This is a genomic window from Aeromicrobium duanguangcaii (assembly GCF_024508295.1).
In the GTDB taxonomy this organism is placed as follows: Bacteria; Actinomycetota; Actinomycetes; order Propionibacteriales; family Nocardioidaceae; genus Aeromicrobium; species Aeromicrobium duanguangcaii.
In genome coordinates, this window is the sequence record NZ_CP101990.1 from 944,516 (window position 1) to 967,265 (window position 22,750).

Below are 22,750 nucleotides of genomic sequence, written 5' to 3' on the forward strand. Positions count from 1 at the left end.
GGTGCGGGGCCTTTGTCAGCGGCTCAGAGAGCGGCGGCCTTCTTGGCGATCGCGGACTTGCGGTTCGCGGCCTGGTTCTTGTGGATGACGCCCTTGGACGCGGCCTTGTCGAGCTTCTTTGCGGTGTCGGCGGCGAGGGTCTTGGCCTCGTCGCTCTTGCCGGCCTCGACGGCCTCCTGGAAGCGGCGAACCGAGGTCTTCAGTGCCGAGCGCACGGACTTGTTGCGCTCACGAGCGGCCTCGCTCTGCCGGTTGCGCTTGATCTGCGACTTGATGTTCGCCACGGCAAACCTGTTCTTTCGTCGTTCCGGTGATGAGAAGTCTTGGTCGTATCCGAGCCCGTCGTACGTTGGGCTGGACACGCAAGGAACAACTCTACCAGCGCATGGCCGTGCGCCTCAAATCGCAGTCCCCGGATAAGGTTCTGCTCGTGGAAACCTTGTACACCGTCATCGTCGGCCTGCACATCCTCTCGTGGCTCGGAGCGCTCGCGCTCATCGATCCGCGCGGCGGCGTGATCCGCAAGGGAGCCGCCCACGCCATCGCCACGGCGCTGGTCACCGGCATCATCCTGGTCGGCCTCGGGGAGTCCGTCGCCTCGCTCGACAAGGACTACAACCACATGAAGATCGGCATCAAGCTGCTGGTCGCGGCCGTGGCGACGGTCTACGCGTTCGTGCAGACCAACAAGCCGACGCCGAACAAGGCCGCCGGCATCCTGTTCGGGCTCGTGGGCCTGAACATCCTGCTCGCCATCCTCTGGTGACCCGTTGGCGATGACCGCACCCGGTCTCACGGGTGCGAGAATGGACGCATCATGACGCGCCCCACTCCCGCCCCGAGCCCCGGTGCCACGCCGCCCGAGCTGCTGCGGAACTTCTGCATCATCGCGCACATCGACCACGGCAAGTCGACGCTCGCCGACCGGATGCTGCAACTGACCGGCGTCGTCGACGAGCGCGCCGCCCGTGCGCAGTACCTCGACCGCATGGACATCGAGCGCGAGCGCGGCATCACGATCAAGAGCCAGGCCGTCCGGATGCCGTTCACGAAGTCCGACGGCGACGACGACGGCACGACCTATGTGCTGAACATGATCGACACCCCCGGGCACGTCGACTTCACGTACGAGGTCAGCCGCTCGCTCGAGGCGTGCGAGGGCGCGATCCTGCTGGTCGACGCCGCGCAGGGCATCGAGGCCCAGACGCTGGCGAACCTCTACCTGGCGATGGACGCGGACCTGCACATCATTCCGGTCCTGAACAAGATCGACCTGCCCGGTGCCCAGCCCGAGAAGTACGCCGCGGAGATCGCCGGCATCATCGGCGGCGAGCCCGACGACGTGCTGCGGGTCTCGGCCAAGACGGGCCAGGGCGTGCGCGAGCTGCTCAACCTCATCGTCGATGAGGTGCCCCCGCCGCAGGGCGATCCCGACGGGCCGCCGCGCGCGCTGATCTTCGACTCCGTGTACGACACCTACCGCGGTGTCGTCACGTACGTCCGCGTCTTCGACGGCAAGCTCAGCCACCGCGACAAGATCAAGATGATGTCCACCGGTGCCGTGCACGAGATGCTCGAGGTCGGCGTCATCAGCCCCGAGCCGGTCAAGGCCGACCACCTCGGCGTCGGCGAGGTCGGCTACCTGATCACCGGCGTGAAGGAAGTACGCCAGAGCCGCGTCGGTGACACGGTGACCTCGGCCAGCAAGCCCGCCGAGCAGGCCCTCAGCGGCTACCAGCACCCGAACCCGATGGTCTTCTCCGGCCTGTACCCGATCGACGGCGACGACTTCTCGACGCTGCGTGACGCGCTGGAGAAGCTGCAGCTCAACGACGCCGCCCTGGTCTACGAGCCGGAGTCCTCCGGTGCGCTGGGCTTCGGCTTCCGCATCGGCTTCCTGGGCCTGCTGCACCTGGAGATCGTCCGCGAGCGGCTCGAGCGCGAGTTCAACCTCGACCTCATCTCGACCGCGCCGAACGTCGTGTACCGCATCGAGATGGAGGACGGCAGCGAGCGCGTCGTCACCAACCCGAGCGAGTACCCGAACGACGGCAAGATCGCCAAGGTCTACGAGCCCGTCGTGTCGGCGACGATCCTGGCGCCGACCGACTACATCGGCACGATCATGGAGCTGTGCCAGTCGCGTCGCGGCAAGCTCGGCGGCATGGACTACCTCTCCGAGGATCGCGTCGAGATCCGGTACACGCTGCCCATGGGCGAGATCATGTTCGACTTCTTCGACGCGCTGAAGTCGCGCACGAAGGGCTACGCCTCGCTGAACTACGAGCTGTCCGGCGAGCAGGCCGCCGACCTGGTCAAGGTCGACGTGCTGCTGCAGGGCGAGGTCGTCGACGCGTTCAGCGCGATCGTGCACCGCGACAACGCCTACTCCTACGGCGTCTCGCTGGCCGGCAAGCTCAAGGAGCTCATCCCGCGCCAGCAGTTCGAGGTCCCGATCCAGGCCGCGATCGGCGCGCGCGTCATCGCCCGCGAGAACATCCGCGCGATCCGCAAGGACGTGCTCGCCAAGTGCTACGGCGGCGACATCAGCCGCAAGCGCAAGCTGCTGGAGAAGCAGAAGGAGGGCAAGAAGCGCATGAAGATGGTCGGCCGCGTCGAGGTCCCCCAGGAGGCGTTCATCGCCGCCCTCTCCACCGGCGAGACCAAGCAGTCCTGAGGCCCGCGCGCCTCGGCCCGGGCCCGCCACCTCCCTCCCACTTTTGGAAGGGGATCCACGCAAGTTCGGTCGGAAAAGGTGGATCCGGTTCCAAAAGTGGTCCCGTGGGCGCCCGCTAGCCCTTCGGGTTGCGGCTGAGCTCCTCGAGCGCCCACGGGACGAAGCGTGGCGGTGGACCGCTGTGGCCGCGTGAGACCAAAGCGCGCCAGACTCGACCGATCAGGCCGGCCGGGTGGTCCAGGTCGCCGGAGACGACCACGATCACGAGCCATCCGTCGGCCTCCAGCCCCTCCCGGCGCGCGATGTCCTTGCGCCGCTGCGCGGCCGTCCGCTCGTGGTACCAGCCGTCGTACTCGAGCACGATGCGGTGCCGCGGAAGCACGAGGTCGCCGCACCCGAGGTGTGCTCCGCGTGCATCGAAGATGTCGAGGTTGACCTCGAACTCCGGCAGGCCTGCGATCACGAGAAGCAGGCGCAGGTCGGTCTCGCGGAACGAGCGCACGCGGTCGCGCAGTAGTGCGAGGTTGGCACGAGATCGCCGGACGCCGTGGAGGTGTCGGGTCCACGCGTAGTGCGCGAAGCTCTCGGCAGTCATCTGTTCGGCGGCGATCAGGGCATCTGCGTACCGCACGATGTCGCGGTGGCTGAGCATGATGGCCGCGTCCACGAGGCAGCGATGTGCCGGCAGGACGGGGACGCCGTCGATGTCCACGGGACGCAACGGCGCCTGACGGCGGTGCAGCGTGACCGAGCCCAGGCCGCGGCGGTTCGGCGTGTTCGTCGACCAGTGCCGCAGGCTCGTGTCGACGTCGAGCCCGTGGAGCTGCAGCCCCGTCACGTGACTCACCGCGGCATCGCGGGGCAGGACCAGGAGGTCGGCCCGGAGCAGGAAGCGCAAGTCGCGGGATTCCTGCGCCACCGCCCACACGCCGCGACCCGGGTGGATCGCCTCGAAGCGGCGTCCGTCGAGCATCCGTCGGGTCACACCGAGCGCGGCGGCCTCGCCGGTCGTGAACGGCCGCCCACGCAAGGACTCGGGGATCGGCCGCACGAACCGAGCCTCGACCTCCGACGACGGGCGAACCAGCCCGCGCCCTGAGGCTGTGGACAGCCAGCCCGCCCCCGCCGCGGGCGGGGAAGAGCCGCCAGCATTCCCACTTTTGGACCTCGTTTCACCTTTTCCCGGACGGAAAACGTGGATCGGCTTCCAAAAGTGGGCAGGGGGCTGCGGAGCGCGGGCGCAGGCGCGGGCGGTGGGCGAGCGTTCACGCACGCTTCACCTGGATCTTGTTCCACGGTTCGCCGGGTCCGATTGCCTCGGACCATGACTCACATCGGGGGACGAGCAGCCCGCAGCCTGCTCGCACTGACCACGACCGGTGCGCTCCTGGCCGGTACCGCCGCCGCGGCCCACGCCACACCGGAGCCGCGGCCGACGCAGCGCACGACCACCGTTCCCACGCTGGTCGCCCGCGCGACGCTGTCGGCCGACCACCTGGCTCCCGGCCCGCCGTCGGGAGCCAAGGCCACGGCGGCCAACGGCCGCACCGGACCGTTCGGTGGCCAGGTCGTCCCGGGTTTCTCGGCGATGATCGAGAACCGCGACGGCACGTTCTGGGCGTTGCCGGACAACGGCTTCGGGTCGAAGGCGAACTCGGCGGACTTCCTGCTGCGGATCTACCGGATCACGCCGCAGTGGGAGACCGCCCGCGGTGGGCCGGGACGGATCCGGCTCGACCGGTTCGTGTCCCTGCGTGACCCGCACCGCCGGGCGGGCTTCCCGATCGTCAACGAGGACACGAGGGAGCGCCTGCTGACGGGTGCGGACTTCGACGTCGAGTCGATCGTCCGGGCGAAGGACGGCAGTTTCTGGATCGGGGAGGAGTTCGGTCCGTTCCTGCTGCACGTCGACGCGAGCGGCGTGCTGCTCGAGGCTCCGGTGCCGCTGCCGGGCGTGCAGTCCCCGTCCCACCCGACTCCCGCCGGCACCGCGAACCTGCCGAACAGCAAGGGATTCGAGGCGATGGCCGCCAGCGCCGACGGCCGCTACCTGTACCCGATCCTCGAGGGGGCCCGGACCGACGACGCGCAGCCCAGGCGGCGCTGGATCCACGAGTTCGACACCCGCGCGAAGCGTTACACCCCGCGTCGGTGGGCCTACGAGTCCGACACGGACGCCTCCCTGGTCGCGGACGCCTTCACGGTCGGCCGTCACGAGCTGCTGGTCGCGGAGCGTGACGACTTCGAGGGGGAGCAGGCGGTCGTCAAGCGGGTGTACCGGGTCGACCTGGACCGCCGCGACCGCGACGGCTTCGTCCAGAAGGAGGTCGTGCTCGACGCGCTCAAGATCGCCAACCCCGCGCGGATCGGCGCCGGTGACGGATACGGCACGGGCGATCCGTTCTCGCTGCCGGTGCAGTCCTTCGAGACGATCGTGCAGCTGCGCGACGGGCGGCTGCTGATCGCCAACGACAACAACTTCCCCGGCAACGACGCCCGGGTCCCGGGCACGCCGGACGACACCGAGATCGCCGTCGTCGAGCTGCGGCGCCAGCACGTGCGCGGGAACGACGCGCTCGTGGTCGGGCACCGCGGGGCGTCCGGACACCGGCCTGAGCACACGCTGGCCTCCTACGCCGAGGCGATCCGCCAGTGCGCGGACTACATCGAGCCCGACCTGGTCTCGACGAAGGACGGCGTCCTCGTGGCGCGGCACGAGAACGAGATCGGCGGCACCACGGACGTCGCCGGGCGGCCCGAGTTCGCCGGCCGGCGCACGACCCGGACGATCGACGGCCGCGCGGTCACCGGCTGGTTCACCGAGGACTTCACCCTGGCCGAGCTGCGGACGCTGCGCGCGAAGGAGCGCATCCCGGCCCTGCGCCCCGCCAACACGGCCTTCGACGGGCTGTACCCGGTGCCGACGCTCGACGAGGTGCTCGACCTGGCCCGTCGCTCGCGTACCTGCGACGGCCGGCCGGTGGGGGTCTACCCCGAGACGAAGCACCCGACGTACTTCGACTCGATCGACCTCTCGCTCGAGGAGCCGCTGGTCGAGGGGCTGCGCCGCGCCGGGCTGGACCGGCCCGGCGCGCGGGTCGTGCTGCAGAGCTTCGAGACGCAGAACCTGCGCGAGCTCGACCGGCGGAGCGGGGCCCGCATCGTCCAGCTCGTCGACTGCACGGGCGCGCCGTACGACCTCGTGGCCACCGGGGACCCGCGCACCTATGCCGACCTCGTCAGCCAGAAGGGCCTGCGGGCGATCAGCCGGTACGCCGACGGCGTCGGGCTGTGCAAGGACCGGATGATCCCGCGCACCGCCGACGGGCGGCTGGGCCGACCGACGCGGGCAATCGCCGATGCGCACGCGGCGGGGCTGACGGTGCACGGATGGACGTTCCGCCGGGAGAACCAGTTCCTGCCCGTGGAGTTCCGCCGTGGTGCCGATCCGGCCGGGATCGGTGATCTGGCGGGGGAGATCCGGGCCTTCCTCGCGGTGGGGATGGACGGGTTCTTCACCGACAACCCGGGGGCGGGGGCCGCGGCCGTCGGGCGCTGATTGCTACATCGAAAGGCTCAAGTCCTCGTCTGGAGGCCTCGGGGACGCTAGGGTGATGGAGATCACACCCCCTCGTCCCACCGTCCCCGGGAGAACTTCATGGCAGTGTCCACCGCCGACCAGCTCGCGATCGTCGAGAACCGCGCCCGCAATGTGGGGGAGCTCTTCTACGGGCGGGTCGAGGCGTCCGGGCCGCGTGAGGCGTTCCGGTACCCCGACGCGAACGAGAACTGGATCTCGATGACGTGGAACGAGACGGGGGAGAAGGTCTCCAAGATCGCCGCCGGGCTCGTGGCCCTGGGCGTCGAGCCCGAACAGCGCGTCGCGATCGCCGCGGGCACCCGCATCGAGTGGATCCTCTCGGACCTCGCGGTGAACGTGGCCGGCGCGGCGACGACCACCGTCTACCCGACGTCGAGCACCGACGACGTCGCCTACATCCTGTCCGACTCCGACAGCCGCATCGTGTTCGCCGAGGACGACGAGCAGGTCGCGAAGCTGCGCGAGAAGCGCTCCGAGCTGCCCAGCGTCTCGCGTGTCGTCATCTACGAGGGCGAGGCCGACGGCGACTGGGTGATCTCGCTCGACGACCTGATCGCGCTCGGCGAGAAGTACCTGCTCGACCACCCCGACATCCTGCGCGAGCGCGTCGCGGGCACCGAGCCGGAGTCGCTCGCCACCTTGATCTACACGTCGGGCACCACCGGCCGCCCCAAGGGCGTGCGCCTGGTCCACGACTGCTGGACGTTCGAGGGCGCCGCCGTCGCCGCCCCGGGCTCGCTGTCCGAGAGCGACCTCGAGTACCGCTGGCTCCCGATGGCGCACTCCTTCGGCAAGGTGCTGCTGACCGCCCAGCTGACGATCGGCTACCCGTGCGCCGTCGACGGCCGCGTGCCCAAGATCGTCGACAACCTCGCCGTCGTCCGCCCCACGTTCATGGGCGCGGCCCCGCGCATCTTCGAGAAGGCCTACGGCCGCGTCGTCGGCATGATGGTCGAGGAGGGCGGCGCGAAGCTCAAGCTGTTCCGCTGGGCCGAGAAGGTCGGTCTGCAGGTCTCGCGCCTCCAGCGCGCCGGCAAGCCGATCCCGGTCGGGCTCAAGATTCAGCACCGCATCGCCGACAAGCTGGTCTTCAGCAAGATCCGCGATCGCTTCGGCGGGCGCGTGCGCTTCTTCATCTCCGGCGCCGCGGCGCTGTCGACCGAGATCGCCGAGTGGTTCCACGCCGCCGGCGTGCTCGTCATGGAGGGCTACGGCCTGACCGAGACGTCGGCCGGCGCGTTCGTGAACGACCCCGACGACTTCAAGATCGGCACGGTCGGCCGGGCGTTCCCGGGCACCGAGGCCAAGATCGCCGCCGACGGCGAGGTCATGATCAAGGGCCCCAACGTCATGCGCGGCTACCACAACCTCGAGGGTGAGTCGGCCTCCGCGCTGACCGAGGACGGCTGGCTCGCCACCGGTGACATCGGCGAGTTCGACGCCGACGGCTTCCTGCGCATCACCGACCGCAAGAAGGACCTGTTCAAGACCTCCGGCGGCAAGTACGTGGCCCCCTCGCACGTCGAGGGCACGTTCAAGGCCGTCTGCCCGCTGGCCAGCCAGATGGTCGTCCACGGCAACGACCGCAACTTCTGCTCGGCCCTGATCACGCTCGACCCGGACGCGGCCGAGGCCTGGGCCGAGAGCCACGGCATGGCCGGTGCGACCTACGCCGAGATCGCCGCGTCGGACCAGATGCTGGCCGAGATGGCCGGGTACATCGACGAGCTCAACTCGCGGCTCAACCGCTGGGAGACGATCAAGAAGTGGGCCCTGCTCGACCACGACCTGTCCATCGAGTCCGGTGAGATCACCCCGAGCATGAAGGTCAAGCGCCGCGTCGTCGAGGAGCGCAACGCCGACCTGCTCAACAGCTTCTACGTCGAGGCCTGATTCGGGGCCGCGTACTCTGGGAGCGTGGCGTTCGGCATCTATCTGCACGTGCCGTTCTGCTCCGTGCGGTGCGGCTACTGCGACTTCAACACGTACACCGCCGACGAGCTCGGCGGACCCGACGTGATCGGCGCGTCCAGGGCCACCTACATCGAGGCGGCCCTGGCCGAGCTGTCGCTCGTCCCCGAGCGCACGGTCGACACCGTGTTCGTCGGGGGCGGCACGCCGTCGCAGGTGCCGGCGGGCGACCTCGTGCGGTTCCTGCGCGCGGTCGACCACCGGTTGGGCCTCGCACCCGGCGCCGAGGTCACGACCGAGGCCAACCCCGACAGCGTCTCGCCGCAGTCGCTGGCCGAGCTGCGCGAGGGCGGGTTCACCCGGATCTCGTTCGGCATGCAGTCGGCGGTGCCCCACGTCCTGTCGGTGCTCGAGCGCACCCACGATCCCGAGCGCGTCCCGCAGGCCGTCGCCTGGGCGCGCGAGGCCGGATTCGAGCAGGTCAGCCTCGACCTCATCTACGGCACGCCGACCGAGTCGATGGACGACTGGCGGCACTCCGTGGAGTCCGCGCTGGCCATGGAACCGAACCACATCAGCGCCTACGCCCTGATCGTCGAGCAAGGCACGGCGTTCGCGCGCAAGGTCCGCCGCGGCGAGGTCGTCATGCCCGACGACGACGAGACCGCGGACAAGTACCTGCTCGCCGACGACCTGATGGCGGCCGCCGGACTGCACTGGTACGAGCTGTCCAACTGGGCCCGGGACGAGGCCGCGCAGTGCCGTCACAACATCGGCTACTGGAACGGCGGCCAGTGGTGGGGCGTCGGGCCCGGCGCGCACTCCTTCGTCGGCGGTGAGCGCTGGTGGAACGTCAAGCACCCGGCGGCCTACGCCCAGCGGCTGACCGCGGGCGAGTCGCCGCGCGCCGACGGCGAGCGACCCGATGCGGACGCGCGGCACCTCGAGGACGTCATGCTGCGGATCCGTCTCGCCGAGGGCATCGAGACCGCGTTGCTGGGCGACGCCGATCGCCTCGTCGACGCCGGCTGGCTGACGCCCGTCGGGGACCGCATGGTGCTCACCCGCACCGGGCGCCTCATGGCGGACCGGGTCGTGCTCGAGGCGGTCGAGGCGCTCGATTGAGCGCGGACCCGCCCCGGTTCGGCTACGTTCACCCCATGGGCGAGGCGGGCATGACGACGCATCACTCCACGGTCACCAAGGTCGGCCGCCCGGTCCTGACCGCGATGGTGATCGGCTCGATGGTCGGCGGCGGGGTCTTCTCGCTGCCGGGCGGCTTCGCGACGACCACCGGCGTGGCCGGCGCGCTCATCGCGTGGACGCTGGCCGGCACGGGCATGCTCATGCTCGCGCTGTGCTTCCAGAACCTGGCCCTGCGCCGACCCGAGCTCGACGCCGGCGTCTTCATCTACGCCAAGGCCGGCTTCGGCGACTACGTCGGCTTCAACTCCGCGATCGGCTACTGGGCCAGCGGCGTGGCCGGCAACGCCTTCTACTGGGTGTTCATCACCGCGACGATCGGTGCGTTCCTGCCGGGGTTCGGCAGCGGCGGCACGCTGCTGGCGGTCGCCGTCTCGACGGTCGGGGTGTGGGTGTTCCACTTCCTCATCGCCCGCGGCGTGCGGGACGCGGCGGTCGTCAACCGGATCGTCACGATCTGCAAGCTGGTGCCGATCCTGGTGTTCGTGGTTGTGCTGGCCACGCAGTTCGACCCGGAGGTGTTCCGCGCCAACTTCCTCGCCCGGGACGAACTCGGCTCGCTGACCGACCAGGTCAGGAACACGATGATCATCACGACGTTCGTGTTCATCGGGGTCGAGGGCGCCAGCGTCTACTCGCGCCACGCCCAGCGCCGTGAGGACGTGGGCACAGCCACCGTGCTGGGCTTCCTGAGCGTCCTGGCGCTGTTCGCCCTGGTGACGATGGTCTCCTACGGGGCGTTCGACCGGTCCCGGATCGCCCAGACGCGAGAGCCGTCGATGGTCGGCCTGTTCGAGGGCGTCGTCGGGCCGTGGGGCGAGTGGTTCGTCAGCGCCGGCGTCGTGGTGTCCGTGCTCGGCGCCTACCTGGCGTGGACGCTGATGGCGGCCGAGGTCATGCACGCTCCCGCCCGCGCGGAGGACATGCCGGCCGCGCTGGGGCGCGAGAACGACCACGGCACGCCGATCGGCGCGCTGCTGGCGACCACCGTGGGCGCCCAGGTGCTGCTGGGCCTCACGCTGCTGATCAGCGACTCGCTGAACTTCATGCTGGCGCTGAGCACGTGCATGGTGCTGGTGCCGTACCTGCTGGCCGCCGCCTACGCGCTCAAGCTCGCCGTCACGGGCGAGACCTACGAGCACGACGCACGCCACCGGCGACGGCACGCCGTCATCGCCGTGCTGGCCGTGGCCTACGCGATCTTCCTCTTCGTGGCGGCCGGACCGCCCTTCCTGCTCCTGTCGTGCTTGGTCTACGCGCCGGCAGCGCTGCTGTACGTACGGGCGCGCACCGAGCGTGGCCGACGGATCTTCACCCGGGCCGAGCTCGTGCTCTTCCTGATCATCTGCGTCGGCGCGATCGCCGGCGTCTACACGCTCTCGACCGGCGGGATCGACGTGTGACCCGCCACCACCGGAAGGACCTCCGATGACCCAGCCGTCCGACGCCTACGGCGTCCACTCCGAGGTGGGCCGCCTCCGCAAGGTCCTGGTCTGCGAGCCGGGGCTGGCCCACGAGCGGCTCACGCCGTCCAACTGCAAGGACCTGCTGTTCGACGACGTGCTGTGGGTCGAGCACGCCCAGCGCGACCACGCGGACTTCGTGGCGATGATGCGAGCGCGCGACATCGAGGTGGTCGAGCTGCACGACGTGCTCGCCCAGACGATGGCCGACCCCGCCGCGCGCACCTGGCTGCTGGACCGCAAGATCGTCCCGAACGAGGTCGGCATCGGGCTCGTGGAGGAGACCCGGGCGTACCTCGACGGCCTCGCGGCGGCCGACCTCGCCCGCTACCTCATCGGCGGCCTGTCGACCCGCGAGCTGCCCAGCGAGCTCTCCGCGGGGTACCGCGCCCTCGTCCGCCAGGCGCACGGCGGCCACGAGTACCTGATGCCGCCGCTGCCCAACACCCTCTACACCCGCGACACGACCTGCTGGGTGCACGGCGGGGTGACGCTGAACCCGCTCTACTGGGCGGCCCGCAAGGACGAGACGCTCCTGATGAAGGCGATCTACGAGTTCCACCCGGAGTTCGTGGGGTCGACCGTGTGGTGGGGCGACCCGGAGGTCAACTGGGGCACCGCCACCGTGGAGGGCGGCGACGTGATGGTGCCCGGCGGGGGCGTCGTGCTGATCGGGATGAGCGAGCGCTCCTCGCGGCAGGGCATCACCCAGCTGGCCAAGGCCTTGTTCGAGCAGGGCGCGGCGGAGCGGGTCATCGTCGCGGGGATGCCGAAGCTGCGCGCGGCGATGCACCTGGACACGGTCTTCACGTTCGCCGACCGTGACGTCGTGACCGTCTATCCCGAGATCGTGAACACGATCCATGCCTTCACGATCGTGCCCTCGGACGTCGCACCCGGCATCGAGGTGATCGATCACGACGACACCCCGTTCCTCGAGGTGGTGGCGAAGGCCATGGGTGTGGGGAAGTTCCAGGTCGTCGAGACCGGCGGCAGCGAGTACGACATCCAGCGCCAGCAGTGGGACAGCGGGAACAACCTCGTCGCGCTCGAGCCGGGCGTCGTGGTGGCCTACGACCGCAACACCCACACCAACTCGCTGCTGCGCCAGGCCGGGCTCGAGGTCATCGAGATCGTCGGCGCCGAGCTGGGGCGCGGCCGCGGTGGTGGCCACTGCATGACGGGCCCGCTGATCCGCGACGCGGTGGACTGAGTCCTACGCCGGCTGGGTGACGAAGTCGATGAGCTCCTCGACCCGGCCGAGGAAGGCGGGCTCGAGGTCGGTCCAGGAGTCGACCCGTCCGAGCATGGCCTTCCAGGCGCGCGCGATGTCGGCCTGGTTCTCGTGCGGCCAGCCCAGATGGGCGCAGATGCCCTTCTTCCACTCCACGTTGCGCGGGATCGTGGGCCACGCGTCCATGCCGAGGCGCTGCGGCTTGATCGACTGCCACACGTCGACGTAGGGGTGGCCGACGACCAGCAGGTGGGGGACGTGCTTGACCTCGTCGGCCAGCCGCTGCTCCTTCGAGCCCTTCACGAGATGGTCGACCAGGACGCCGAGGCGACGCTTCGCGGTGGGCTTGAAGTCCCGCACGATCGCGGCCAGGTCGTCGATGCCGCCGAGGTACTCGACCGCCACGCCCTCGGCGCGCAGGTCGTCGCCCCACACCTTCTCGACCAGCTCGGCGTCGTGGCGACCCTCGACGTAGATCCGGCTGGGCAGCGCCACCCTGGCGCGCGTGTCGGCCGCCAGGCGTGATCCCGAGGCGGTGCGGGTGGGCGCGGCCGCGGTCTTCGGGGTCGGTGCGACCAGGACGACCGGCTTGCCCTCCATCAGGAAGCCCGGTCCCAGCGGGAAGACCTTGCGGCGCAGCCGGCGGTCCTCCAGCTCGACGGTGCCGAGATCGCGCTCGACGCGCATGATCTCGCCGACGAAGCCGCTGGAGGCCTCCTCGACGACGAGGCCGAGGTCGGCGGCCAGCTCGGTCGAGCGGCCGCGCTTGGGCTTGCGCCAGTCACCGGACAGGACGTCCTGGCCGTACCGGTCAGCCATGCCCGAACCACACGCCGAGCAACCGCTGGTGGAACGCCTCGATGTCGTCCTTCGAGCCGCTGTCGAGGGTGTCGTCCACGATCAGGCCGATCGCCAGGTCGACCGCGGCCGGCCACGAGTCGGGGACGGTGTCGGGGACGTCATCGGTGACCAGGGCGCCGAGCGCGACGTCGGGGGAGTGCCCCGGTCGCGTCACCACCATCACGAGCTCGCCGCCCTCGGGGCCGTGGCCCAGGTGGGAGATCTCGACGAACGTCTCGCCCACGGCGGTGGCCCACACCGCGGCCATCTGGCCGCCGCGGGACTCGTGCTGGACGGTCGTTCCGTCGGGCGCCGTGACGGCATAGGGCGTGTAGACCAGGACCTCATCGCCGTCGACGACCTGGATCGAACCGTCGTCGCGCACGGACACGTCACTCACCCCGACAGATTGCCATGCTGGCGAGGGGTTCGTGCAGGCGCACCGCCGTGTGACTCGCCGGTAGACTGGCACTGGACCGGGTCGAGTGCCAGCAGCGTGGAGGTGACAGCGTGATCGAGGACCGCCGTCTCAACGTCCTGCGCGCGATCGTCGAGGACTACGTCGCGACGCAGGAGCCGGTCGGGTCGAAGGCCCTGGTCGAGCGCCACCGGCTGGGCGTCTCGTCGGCCACGATCCGCAACGACATGGCCGCCCTGGAGGACGAGGGCTACCTGACCGCCCCGCACACCAGCGCCGGCCGCATCCCGACCGACAAGGGCTACCGGATGTTCGTCGACCGGCTGGCCGAGGTGAAGGCGCTCTCCGTCGCCGAGCGGCGCGCGATCGAGACCTTCCTGTCGGGCGCCATCGACGTCGACGACATCGTCATGCGCAGCGTCAAGATCCTCGCCCAGCTGACCAACCAGGTCGCGATCGTGCAGTACCCGTCGCTGACCCGCTCGACCGTGCGCCACGTCGAGCTCGTGGCCCTCGAGGGCTCGCGCGTGCTCATCGTCGTCATCACCAGCAGCGGCCGCGTCGAACAGCGCATCGTCGAGCTGGCCCAGACCCCCGGCGACCAGCTGCTCGCCGACCTGAAGTCGCGCATCGTGCGCGCCACCTTGGGCGAGCGACTCCCGCAGGCCTCGCTGCAGCTGGCCGACCTCATCGACACGTTCGACATCGAGGACCGCCCGGTCGTCTCCTCGATCGTCACGACGCTGGCCAACACCTTCTCCAACGAGCGGTCCGACGAGCGCGTCGCCGTCGGCGGCACCGCCAACCTCGCCCGCTTCGGCGCCGACTTCGACACCGCCATCCGGCCCGTGCTCGAGGCCATGGAGGAGCAGGTCGTCCTGCTGCGCCTGCTCGGCGAGGCCACCGCCGGACCCCACGTGCGCATCGGTCGCGAGACCGGCCGCGACGACCTCTCCGGAACCGCCGTCGTCGCCAGCACGTACGGCCCCGATGGCGAGTCCTACGCCCAGTTGGGCACGATGGGACCGACCCGCATGGACTATCCCGCCACGATGGCCGCCGTCGGCGCCGTCGCCCGCTACGTCGGCCGCATCCTCGCCGACGGCTGAGCGCCCCACCTCGCGACTGACTGCGAAAGAGAAGAGATCTTGGACTACTACGAACTGCTCGGCGTCTCCCGCGAGGCCACTCCCGAGGAGTTGAAGAAGGCGTACCGCCGGCTGGCCCGCCAGCTGCACCCCGACGTCAACGACGCTCCGGACGCCTCCGAGCGATTCAAGGAGGTCACGACGGCCTACGAGGTGCTGTCGGACCCGCAGAAGCGGTCGGTCTACGACCGTGGCGGTGACCCGCTGTCCGGTGGCGGCATGGGCGGCGGCTTCGGCCAGGGCTTCAGCTTCGACGACATCATGGACGCGTTCTTCGGCCAGACGTCGTCGCGCGGTCCCCGGTCCCGGGTCCAGCGCGGTCAGGACGCCCTGCTGCGCCTGTCGGTCAGCCTCGCGGAGGCGGCGTTCGGCGTCACCCGCGACATCAAGGTCGACACGGCCGTCACGTGCGAGGTCTGCGACGGCTCCGGCGCGAACGAGGGCTCCGAGCCCGTCGCCTGCGGCACGTGCCACGGGCACGGCAGCGTCCATCACGTGCAGCGCTCGCTGCTCGGTGACATCCGCACGTCGCGTCCGTGCCCCACGTGCCACGGCTACGGCACGGTCATCCCCGACCCGTGCCGCGAGTGCGCCGGCGAGGGCCGCGTCCGCTCGCGTCGCAGCCTGCAGGTCAACGTGCCCGCCGGCGTCGACGACGGCAACCGGATCCAGCTCGCCGGCGAGGGCGAGGTCGGCGCGGGCGGCGGACCGGCCGGCGACCTCTACATCGAGATCAAGGTCGCGCGTCACCCCGTCTTCACCCGTCAGGGCGACGCGCTGGTCTGCCAGGTCACCGTCCCGATGACCGCGGCCGCGCTGGGCACCCGGATCGACCTGCCGACGCTCGACGCCGAGCGCGAGGACCTCCCGGACCTCGAGAAGTCCGTCGCGATCGACGTGCCGTCGGGCACCCAGTCCGGCGAGACGATCGTCGCTCGCGGCTTCGGCGTCCCGCGCCTGCGCGGCTCGGGTCGCGGCGACCTCACGGTGCAGGTCGTCGTCGAGACGCCGCGCGATCTCGACGCCGCGCAGCGCGAGCTGCTCGAGCAGCTCGCGGCCGCTCGCGACGAGGAGCACGTCGACCCGGTCGTCAGCCACAGCTCGCGGGGCGTCTTCGGCCGCCTGCGCGACGCCTTCAAGTGATCTCCCGCCTCCCGAGATCTGCTCCCCATCTGACCTTTGAGTCGGTCTCAAAGGTTCATTGAGGAGCAAATCTCGGGAGGTCGCTAGAGTCGGCGCATGGCTGCTGACTGCATCTTCTGCAAGATCGTCGCGGGCGAGATCCCGGCCGACGTCGTCGCCGAGAGCGAGCACACGCTGGCGTTCCGGGACATCAACCCCAAGGCGCCCGTGCACGTGCTCGTGGTGCCGAAGGTCCACGCCCGCGACGCCGCCGAGCTCGCACAGGCCGAGCCGGCGATCGCCGCCGAGCTGCTGGCCCAGACGCGCGTCATCGCGGCGCAGGAGGGGTACGAGGACTACAACCTGGTCTTCAACACCGGGGCGAACGCGGGCCAGACCGTCTTCCACGCCCATGCCCACGTGCTGGCCGGGGTCGACGTCTCGAAGCTGTTCCTGGCCTGAGCCGACGTGGCTGCGTGGACTGTGACCGAGCCGTAGACTGGAGGGGTATGACACAAGACATCTCCGAGGCCCGGCACACGGTCACGATCCCCGCCTCCGTCCCCCTGGTCTCCCTGTTCGGCCCCGCCGACGAGTTCCTGCGTCTGATGGAGTCCGCCTTCGATGCGCAGATCCATGCGCGTGGCAACCAGGTCACCCTCGTCGGCGAGCCCGCCGAGATGGCGCTCGTCGAGCGTCTCCTCGACGAGCTCGTGACGATTCTGCGCACCGGTCAGGCGCTCAACGCCGAGACCGTCGAGCGCAGCATCACCATGCTGCGCACCGAGACGCAGGAGCGCCCGGCCGACGTGCTGAGCCACAACATCCTGTCGAGCCGGGGCCGCACGATCCGCCCCAAGACGCTCAACCAGAAGAAGTACGTCGACGCGATCGACGAGCACACGATCGTGTTCGGCATCGGTCCCGCCGGCACCGGCAAGACCTACCTCGCGATGGCCAAGGCCGTGCAGGCGCTGCAGGCCAAGGAGGTCACTCGCATCATCCTGACCCGTCCCGCGGTCGAGGCCGGCGAGCGACTGGGCTACCTGCCGGGCACGCTCAGCGAGAAGATCGATCCGTACCTGCGTCCGCTCTACGACGCGCTGCACGACATGCTCGACCCCGAGACGATCCCGAAGCTGCTGACGTCGGGTGTCATCGAGGTCGCGCCGCTGGCGTACATGCGCGGGCGCACGCTCAACGACGCGTTCATCATCCTCGACGAGGCGCAGAACACGACCGCCGAGCAGATGAAGATGTTCCTGACCCGACTGGGCTTCGGCTCCAAGATGGTCGTCACCGGCGACGTCACGCAGGTCGACCTGCCCGGCGGCGCCACGAGCGGGCTGCGCATCGTGCAGCAGATCCTCGGTGACGTCCGGGACGTGCACTTCAGCCGGCTGACGAGCAACGACGTCGTCCGCCACAAGCTGGTCGGCCGCATCGTCGCCGCCTATGACGACTACGAGGCGAAGGGTCGGCCTGCCGCCGAGTCCGCCGGGGGAGCACATGACCGTCGACGTTCTCAATGAGTCCGGCGTCGAGGTCGACGTCGCAGGTCTGACGTCGTTGTGCCGGTTCGTCATGCGCCGCATGCGCCTGCACCCGCAGACCGAGATGACGTTGCGCCTCGTCGACACCGACACCATCGCCGTCCTCAACGAGCAGTGGATGGGCAAGAAGGGTCCCACCGACGTCCTGTCGTTCCCGATGGACGAGCTGACCCCCGGTGACGACGACGAGGACCGCGGCGAGGCGGGCTACCTCGGCGACATCGCCCTGTGCCCGCAGATCGCCGAGCAGCAGGCCCCGGCCGCGGGTCACGAGCGCGACGACGAGATGGCGCTGCTGACCGTCCACGGCATGCTGCACCTGCTCGGGTACGACCACGCCGAGCCGGAGGAGCACGCCGAGATGTTCGGCATCCAGGGCCGGCTGCTGCTGGAGTGGGCCGACCCGGCCCTGCGGGAGCCGTGAGTCGATGACCGGCACCGGCGCCCTGCTGCTGGCCGTCGTCCTCGTCCTGCTCGCCGGTCTGCTCGTGGCGGTCGAGGCGGCGATCTCGACCTTCTCTCGCGCCCGCGCCGACGAGCTCACCGAGGAGGGCGTCTCCGGCGCCAAGCGCCTCGGCCGCATCCTCGAGGACCCGGCCCCCTTCCTGAACTCGGTGCTGCTGCTGCGCATCGTCTCCGAGACGGCCGGCATCGTCCTGGTGGCCGCGGTCGTGGCCGACCGGGTCGCGGGCTACTGGCCCAACGTCCTGATCGCCGGCGGCACCATGTCCGTGGTCTCGTTCGTCGCGATCGGTGTCGGGCCGCGCACCCTGGGCCGCCAGCACTCCGAGAAGATCGCCGTCGCATCGGCCGGGCCGGTCATCTGGCTGACGGCTCTGCTGGGTCCGGTGCCGCGGCTGCTGATCCTCATCGGCAACGCGCTGACCCCCGGCCGTGGCTTCGCCGAGGGACCGTTCGCCTCCGAGGTCGAGGTCCGTGAGCTGGTCGACCTGGCCGCGGCCTCGTCGGTCATCGAGTCGGGCGAGTCCAAGATGATCCAGTCGGTCTTCGAGCTGGGCGACACGATCGTGCGCGAGGTGATGGTCCCGCGCACCGACCTGGTCTACATCGAGAGCCACAAGACCCTGCGCCAGGCGATGTCGCTGGGGCTGCGCAGCGGCTTCTCGCGCATCCCGGTCACGGGCGAGAACCTCGACGACGTCATCGGCATGGCCTACCTCAAGGACATCACCAAGCGCGTCTTCGACAACCACGCCGCCGAGACGACCGAGAAGGTCGACTCGATCTGCCGGCCGGTGGTCTTCGTGCCCGACACCAAGCACGCCGACGACCTGCTGCGCGAGATGCAGGCCCAGCGCACCCACGTGGCCATCGTCATCGACGAGTTCGGCGGCACCGCGGGACTCGTCACGATCGAGGACATCCTCGAGGAGATCGTCGGCGAGATCACCGACGAGTACGACGACGAGCCGGACGAGCGCGAGCAGCTGGCCGACGGCGCTTGGCGGGTCAGCGCGCGCTTCGACGTGGACGACCTCGAGGAGCTCTTCGGCATCCCCGTGCGCGACGAGGACGTCGACTCGGTGGGCGGCCTGATGGCCAAGCACCTGGGCACGGTGCCCATCCCCGGAGCGGTCGTCGAGGTCGACGGGCTGCGTCTCGAGGCGCAGGCCCCGGTCGGCCGACGCAACCGGATCGGGCGCGTCGTCGTGTCCCGCGTCGAGCCGCTCGACGTGACCGCCGACGCCTGAGGGTGAGTCCCGGGCGGTACATTCGAGGCATGGATCTTCCCCCAGAGGACGCGAAGCTCGTGACGCTCGCCCGGACCTCGCGAGCCCGCCTCGACGTCGCGCAGGGGGCCGCCGTCCGTGACCTCGACGGCCGCACCTACGCCGCCGCGACCGTCAACCTCGACACCCTGACGATCTCGGCCGTCGACCTCGCGGTCGCCATGGCCGTCTCCTCGGGCGCCAAGGGCCTCGAGGCCGTCGCCCTGGTGACCGAGGGCGACGTGCCCGTCGGACTGGACGCGGTGATCGAGTTCGGCGGCGTCGGCGTGACCGTCGTGGTCGCCGATCCGAAGGGCACGGTCGACACGGTGCTGACCACATGAGCACGCCCGAGGGATTCCGCTCCGGCTTCGCCTGCTTCGTCGGGCGGCCGAACGCGGGCAAGTCGACCCTGACGAACGCCCTGGTCGGCGGCAAGATCGCCATCACGTCGTCGCGCCCGCAGACCACACGCCACGCCATCCGCGGGCTGGTCAACCGCGAGAACGCGCAGCTCGTCCTCGTGGACACCCCCGGCCTGCACAAGCCGCGCACCCTGCTGGGCCAGCGGCTCAACGACCTGGTCCGCACCACGTGGGCCGAGGTCGACACCGTCGGCATGTGCCTGCCCGCCAACGAGAAGATCGGCCCGGGCGACCGCTACCTGATCAAGGAGATCGCCGCGCTGCGCCGCAAGCCGGTGTTCGCGATCGCGACCAAGACCGACCTGGTGTCGCCGGAGCGGCTGATCCAGCACCTGTCCGACATCGCCGCGGCCGGCGAGGAGGCCGGACTGACGTGGCGCGAGGTCGTGCCGGTGTCCGCCGTCTCCGGCGAGCAGGTCGACCTGCTCGCCTCGCTGCTGATCGACACCCTGCCGCAGGGCCCGCCGCTGTACCCCGAGGGCCAGCTGACCGACGAGCCCGAGGCCACGCTGATCGCCGAGATCATCCGCGAGGCCGCCCTCGAGGACGTCCGCGAGGAGCTGCCGCACTCGCTGGCCGTCGTCGTCGAGGAGGTCGTCCCGCGTGAGGACCGCCCCGCCGATCGCCCGCTGCTCGACGTGCGCGCCAACGTCTACGTCGAGCGTGACAGCCAGAAGGGCATCATCATCGGCAAGAAGGGCGCCCGGCTCAAGCAGATCGGGATCGACTCCCGCGGCCAGATCGAGCGCCTGCTCGGCACTCCGGTGCACCTGGACCTGCACGTCAAGGTGGCGAAGGACTGGCAGCGCGATCCCAAGCAGCTGCGCAAGCTCGGCTTCTGACGCGAGCCGGACTCAGCGCGGCGCGTGCGCCAGCAGGCGCTCGCTGAGCCGGTCGAGCAGCGGGGAGTCCAGCTTCCAGCGCTGCCAGTACAGCGCGACCCGCGTGGCCGATCGTCCCAGCCGGGCCAGGGCTCCGGCCTCGATCCCGGCGGCCGCCTGGTCCCGGGGCAGCAGACCCCAGCCCAGCCCGGCCTCGATCGCTGCCCGGAAGTCGTCCGACGACGGCACCTCGTGCACGACGCGGGGCTCGGCATCGGTGTGGTGGTGCAGCTCCTCGTGCTGCAGGCGGTCCTTGGCGTTGAACACCACCATCGGCATAGCCGCCCAGTCGGGGCGCCCGCCGAACCGGTCCAGCAGGCCCGGGTGGGCGACGGGCAGGTAGTGCATCGTGCCCAGCGGCGTCACCGAGCAGCCCTGGACGGGTGCCGGGTCGCTCGTGATCGCACCCACGACCTCGCCACGGCGCAGCAGGTCGTGGCTGTGCCCCTCGTCCTCGACCCGCAGCCTGAGCGCGACCTCGTCCCACGCGGCGACCTCGGCGAGGACGGGGCGGAACCACGTCGCGAGCGAGTCGGCGTTGACCGCCAGGGCCAGATCGGTCGGACCGTCGTCGGCCAGCGCCTCGGCGTAGACCAGCTCGAGCTGGCGACCGAGCCGCACCAGTGCGGTGCCGGCCTCGGTGGGGGTGCAGGGCGAGCCGCGCCCCACGAGCACTCGACCGACGGCGTTCTCGAGTGCTCGGATGCGCTGGCTCACGGCGCTCGGCGTGATGTGCAGGCGCTGCGCCGCGGCCTCGAAGGAGCCGTGGTCGGCGATCGCGACGAGGGTGGCCAGCTGGGCGGGGGAGAGGTCCACCCGGCCAGTTAAGCAGTCCTTCACCAAGTACAGAATGATTCGTTGGACTTCACCTGCGCCGGGGCCTAGTTTCGGGGATGTGCTGCACGCCCTCGTGACCGGAATGCTGACCGGCCTGTCCCTCATCGTCGTCATCGGCGCCCAGAACGCCTTCGTCCTGCGGCAGGGGATCCGGCGAGTCCACGTCGTCCTCGTCGTCGCGATCTGCGCGGCCTCGGACGTCGCCCTGATCCTGGCCGGGGTCGTCGGCATCGGGGCGATCGTCGACCGCGCGGGGTGGGTCATCGACGTCGTCACGTGGCTCGGCGTCGCCTTCCTGGTCGGGTACGGCATCGCGTCGATCCGCCGGGCCCGCCACCCGGAGCGGCTGGAGACCGCCGGGCGGACGGTCGGCCTGCGCCGGGCCGTCGCGCTGCAGGCCCTGGCGCTGACGTGGCTCAACCCGCACGTCTACCTCGACACCGTCGTCCTGCTCGGCTCGATCGCCCAGACCCACGGGTCCGTGGACCGTTGGTGGTTCGCGGCGGGTGCGTGCCTGGGCAGCGTGCTGTGGTTCTCGAGCCTGGGACTGGGCGCCACGAGACTGGCCCCGCTGCTGGCCCGTCCGCGCGCATGGCAGGTGCTCGACCTGCTCATCGGCATCGTGATGTTCGTGATCGCCGCGACCCTGATCTGGTGAGACCGGCCCGGTTCTTGCACGATGGGTTCGTGGATCCCGTCGAAGCACTGCGTGAGACCGCGTTCTGGCTCGAGCGAGAGCGCGCCTCCACCTATCGGGTCGAGGCCTTCCGCAAGGCCGCGGCCGCGTTGGCCGACCTGCCGGCCGACGAGATCGCCGAGCGGGCCCACACCGGTGCGCTGGGCCGGATGAAGGGCCTCGGCCCCCGCACCACGACGGTCGTCGAGCAGGCGCTCGACGGTAAGGTGCCGGCCTACCTGGTCGACCTGCGTGAGCGGAACATCGAGCCGCTGGCCAGCGGCGGCGCCGAGCTGCGCGCGCTGCTGCGCGGCGACCTGCACAGCCACTCCGACTGGTCCGACGGCGGCAGCCCGATCGAGGAGATGGCCGCCGCGGCGGCCTGGCGCGGCCGCGAGTACCAGGCGATCACCGATCACTCGCCGCGGCTGACCATCGCCAACGGCCTCAGCCGCGAGCGGTTGGAGGTGCAGCTCGAGGTCATCGCCGACCTCGACACCCGCCTCGACGGCCTCACCCTGCTGACGGGGATCGAGGTCGACATCCACCTCGACGGCTCCCTCGACCAGGACGACGACCTGTTGGACCGGCTCGACGTCGTGGTGGCCAGCGTCCACTCCAAGCTCGCGATGGACGCGCCGTCGATGACGCGGCGCATGGTGGCCGCCGTCTCGAACCCGCACACGGACGTGCTCGGGCACTGCACCGGTCGCCTCGTCGAGGGTGGCCGGGGCCAGCGCCGTCAGTCGCAGTTCGACGCCGAGGAGGTCTTTCGCGCCTGTGCCGATCACGGCGTCGCGGTCGAGATCAACTCGCGACCCGAGCGCCAGGACCCGCCGGACGAGCTCATCGACCTCGCGAACGAGCTGGGCTGCCTGTTCTCGATCGACACGGACGCGCACGCGCCGGGCCAGCTGGACTTCCTCGACCTCGGCGCCGCCCGGGCCGCCGAGCGCGGCATCGACCCCGACCGCATCGTGACGACGTGGCCGCTCGACCGGCTGCGGACCTGGCTCGTCCGCTCGCGGTGA

22 protein-coding genes are annotated in these 22,750 nt (G+C 70.4%); 17 read left to right on the plus strand and 5 right to left on the minus strand.

Annotation, left to right across the window (positions count from 1 at the left end):
• Window positions 1-23: 23 nt before the first annotated feature.
• The gene (rpsT, locus tag NP095_RS04860; protein ID WP_232417107.1) at window positions 24-284 is read right to left on the minus strand and encodes a 30S ribosomal protein S20; all 261 of its coding nucleotides are present in this window, start codon (window positions 282-284) and stop codon (window positions 24-26) included.
• Between the two features lie 146 nt (window positions 285-430).
• Between rpsT and NP095_RS04865 the strand changes: the two genes are divergently transcribed.
• Entirely contained in the window at window positions 431-766 is a 336-nt protein-coding gene (locus NP095_RS04865) for a hypothetical protein (RefSeq protein WP_232417106.1), read from the plus strand.
• Between the two features lie 51 nt (window positions 767-817).
• The gene (gene lepA / locus NP095_RS04870) at window positions 818-2,677 is read left to right on the plus strand and encodes a translation elongation factor 4 (protein WP_232417105.1); all 1,860 of its coding nucleotides are present in this window, start codon (window positions 818-820) and stop codon (window positions 2,675-2,677) included.
• 115 nt (window positions 2,678-2,792) lie between these two features.
• On the opposite strand, the gene NP095_RS04875 is transcribed toward lepA, so the two are convergent.
• Complete coding sequence (locus NP095_RS04875) at window positions 2,793-3,728, minus strand: hypothetical protein (RefSeq protein ID WP_232417104.1); 936 nt, start codon at window positions 3,726-3,728, stop codon at window positions 2,793-2,795.
• A gap of 273 nt (window positions 3,729-4,001) precedes the next feature.
• On the opposite strand from NP095_RS04875, the gene NP095_RS15245 reads away from it, so the two are divergent.
• The 5 genes from NP095_RS15245 to NP095_RS04905 all read left to right on the plus strand — a co-directional run bounded on the left by NP095_RS15245 (window position 4,002) and on the right by NP095_RS04905 (window position 12,068).
• Window positions 4,002-6,236 carry an esterase-like activity of phytase family protein gene (locus NP095_RS15245; protein ID WP_306173283.1) on the plus strand — a complete coding sequence of 745 codons (2,235 nt, stop codon included), beginning with the start codon at window positions 4,002-4,004 and terminating at the stop codon, window positions 6,234-6,236.
• A gap of 99 nt (window positions 6,237-6,335) precedes the next feature.
• Complete coding sequence (locus NP095_RS04890) at window positions 6,336-8,171, plus strand: AMP-dependent synthetase/ligase (RefSeq protein ID WP_232417103.1); 1,836 nt, start codon at window positions 6,336-6,338, stop codon at window positions 8,169-8,171.
• A gap of 24 nt (window positions 8,172-8,195) precedes the next feature.
• The gene (gene hemW / locus NP095_RS04895; protein WP_232417102.1) at window positions 8,196-9,314 is read left to right on the plus strand and encodes a radical SAM family heme chaperone HemW; all 1,119 of its coding nucleotides are present in this window, start codon (window positions 8,196-8,198) and stop codon (window positions 9,312-9,314) included.
• 50 nt (window positions 9,315-9,364) lie between these two features.
• Complete coding sequence (locus NP095_RS04900) at window positions 9,365-10,795, plus strand: basic amino acid/polyamine antiporter (RefSeq protein ID WP_256766120.1); 1,431 nt, start codon at window positions 9,365-9,367, stop codon at window positions 10,793-10,795.
• 25 nt (window positions 10,796-10,820) lie between these two features.
• Entirely contained in the window at window positions 10,821-12,068 is a 1,248-nt protein-coding gene (locus NP095_RS04905; protein ID WP_232417100.1) for an arginine deiminase, read from the plus strand.
• Window positions 12,069-12,071: 3 nt separating this feature from the next.
• Here the strand turns inward: NP095_RS04905 and NP095_RS04910 are convergent, their stop codons facing one another.
• Together NP095_RS04910 and NP095_RS04915 are read right to left on the minus strand one after the other, a co-directional pair.
• Window positions 12,072-12,908 (minus strand): DUF3097 domain-containing protein, encoded by an 837-nt coding sequence (locus NP095_RS04910; RefSeq protein ID WP_232417099.1) that lies wholly within the window; start codon window positions 12,906-12,908, stop codon window positions 12,072-12,074.
• Window positions 12,901-13,329, minus strand: a complete 429-nt coding sequence (locus NP095_RS04915) for a hypothetical protein (protein ID WP_232417098.1) — start codon at window positions 13,327-13,329, stop codon at window positions 12,901-12,903. The genes NP095_RS04910 and NP095_RS04915 overlap by 8 nt, the downstream gene beginning before the upstream one ends.
• Before the next feature lie 110 nt (window positions 13,330-13,439).
• Here NP095_RS04915 and hrcA point away from each other — a divergent pair, with 110 nt between their 5' ends.
• The 8 genes from hrcA (at window position 13,440) to era (ending at window position 20,167) form a co-directional block, all read left to right on the plus strand.
• Window positions 13,440-14,456, plus strand: a complete 1,017-nt coding sequence (hrcA, locus tag NP095_RS04920) for a heat-inducible transcriptional repressor HrcA (protein ID WP_232417097.1) — start codon at window positions 13,440-13,442, stop codon at window positions 14,454-14,456.
• A gap of 39 nt (window positions 14,457-14,495) precedes the next feature.
• Window positions 14,496-15,638, plus strand: coding sequence for a molecular chaperone DnaJ (dnaJ, locus tag NP095_RS04925; protein ID WP_232417096.1), 1,143 nt, complete (start codon window positions 14,496-14,498; stop codon window positions 15,636-15,638).
• A 96-nt stretch (window positions 15,639-15,734) separates the two neighbouring features.
• Entirely contained in the window at window positions 15,735-16,079 is a 345-nt protein-coding gene (locus NP095_RS04930; RefSeq protein ID WP_232417095.1) for a histidine triad nucleotide-binding protein, read from the plus strand.
• 47 nt (window positions 16,080-16,126) lie between these two features.
• Window positions 16,127-17,149 carry a PhoH family protein gene (locus NP095_RS04935; protein ID WP_232417094.1) on the plus strand — a complete coding sequence of 341 codons (1,023 nt, stop codon included), beginning with the start codon at window positions 16,127-16,129 and terminating at the stop codon, window positions 17,147-17,149.
• Window positions 17,127-17,594: an rRNA maturation RNase YbeY gene (gene ybeY, locus NP095_RS04940; RefSeq protein WP_232417093.1), complete on the plus strand. Its 468-nt coding sequence runs from the start codon at window positions 17,127-17,129 to the stop codon at window positions 17,592-17,594. Before NP095_RS04935 ends, ybeY begins: the two co-directional genes overlap by 23 nt.
• Window positions 17,595-17,598: 4 nt before the next feature.
• Window positions 17,599-18,882 (plus strand): hemolysin family protein, encoded by a 1,284-nt coding sequence (locus NP095_RS04945; RefSeq protein ID WP_232417092.1) that lies wholly within the window; start codon window positions 17,599-17,601, stop codon window positions 18,880-18,882.
• Window positions 18,883-18,911: 29 nt separating this feature from the next.
• Window positions 18,912-19,244, plus strand: a complete 333-nt coding sequence (locus NP095_RS04950; protein WP_154595428.1) for a cytidine/deoxycytidylate deaminase family protein — start codon at window positions 18,912-18,914, stop codon at window positions 19,242-19,244.
• Window positions 19,241-20,167, plus strand: coding sequence for a GTPase Era (gene era, locus NP095_RS04955; protein WP_232417091.1), 927 nt, complete (start codon window positions 19,241-19,243; stop codon window positions 20,165-20,167). Before NP095_RS04950 ends, era begins: the two co-directional genes overlap by 4 nt.
• Window positions 20,168-20,179: 12 nt before the next feature.
• Here the strand turns inward: era and NP095_RS04960 are convergent, their stop codons facing one another.
• The gene (locus NP095_RS04960; RefSeq protein WP_232417090.1) at window positions 20,180-21,022 is read right to left on the minus strand and encodes a LysR family transcriptional regulator ArgP; all 843 of its coding nucleotides are present in this window, start codon (window positions 21,020-21,022) and stop codon (window positions 20,180-20,182) included.
• Between the two features lie 79 nt (window positions 21,023-21,101).
• Between NP095_RS04960 and NP095_RS04965 the strand changes: the two genes are divergently transcribed.
• Both NP095_RS04965 and NP095_RS04970 read left to right on the plus strand, forming a co-directional pair.
• Window positions 21,102-21,701, plus strand: coding sequence for a LysE/ArgO family amino acid transporter (locus NP095_RS04965; protein ID WP_232417089.1), 600 nt, complete (start codon window positions 21,102-21,104; stop codon window positions 21,699-21,701).
• A gap of 29 nt (window positions 21,702-21,730) precedes the next feature.
• Window positions 21,731-22,750: a PHP domain-containing protein gene (locus NP095_RS04970; RefSeq protein ID WP_232417088.1), complete on the plus strand. Its 1,020-nt coding sequence runs from the start codon at window positions 21,731-21,733 to the stop codon at window positions 22,748-22,750.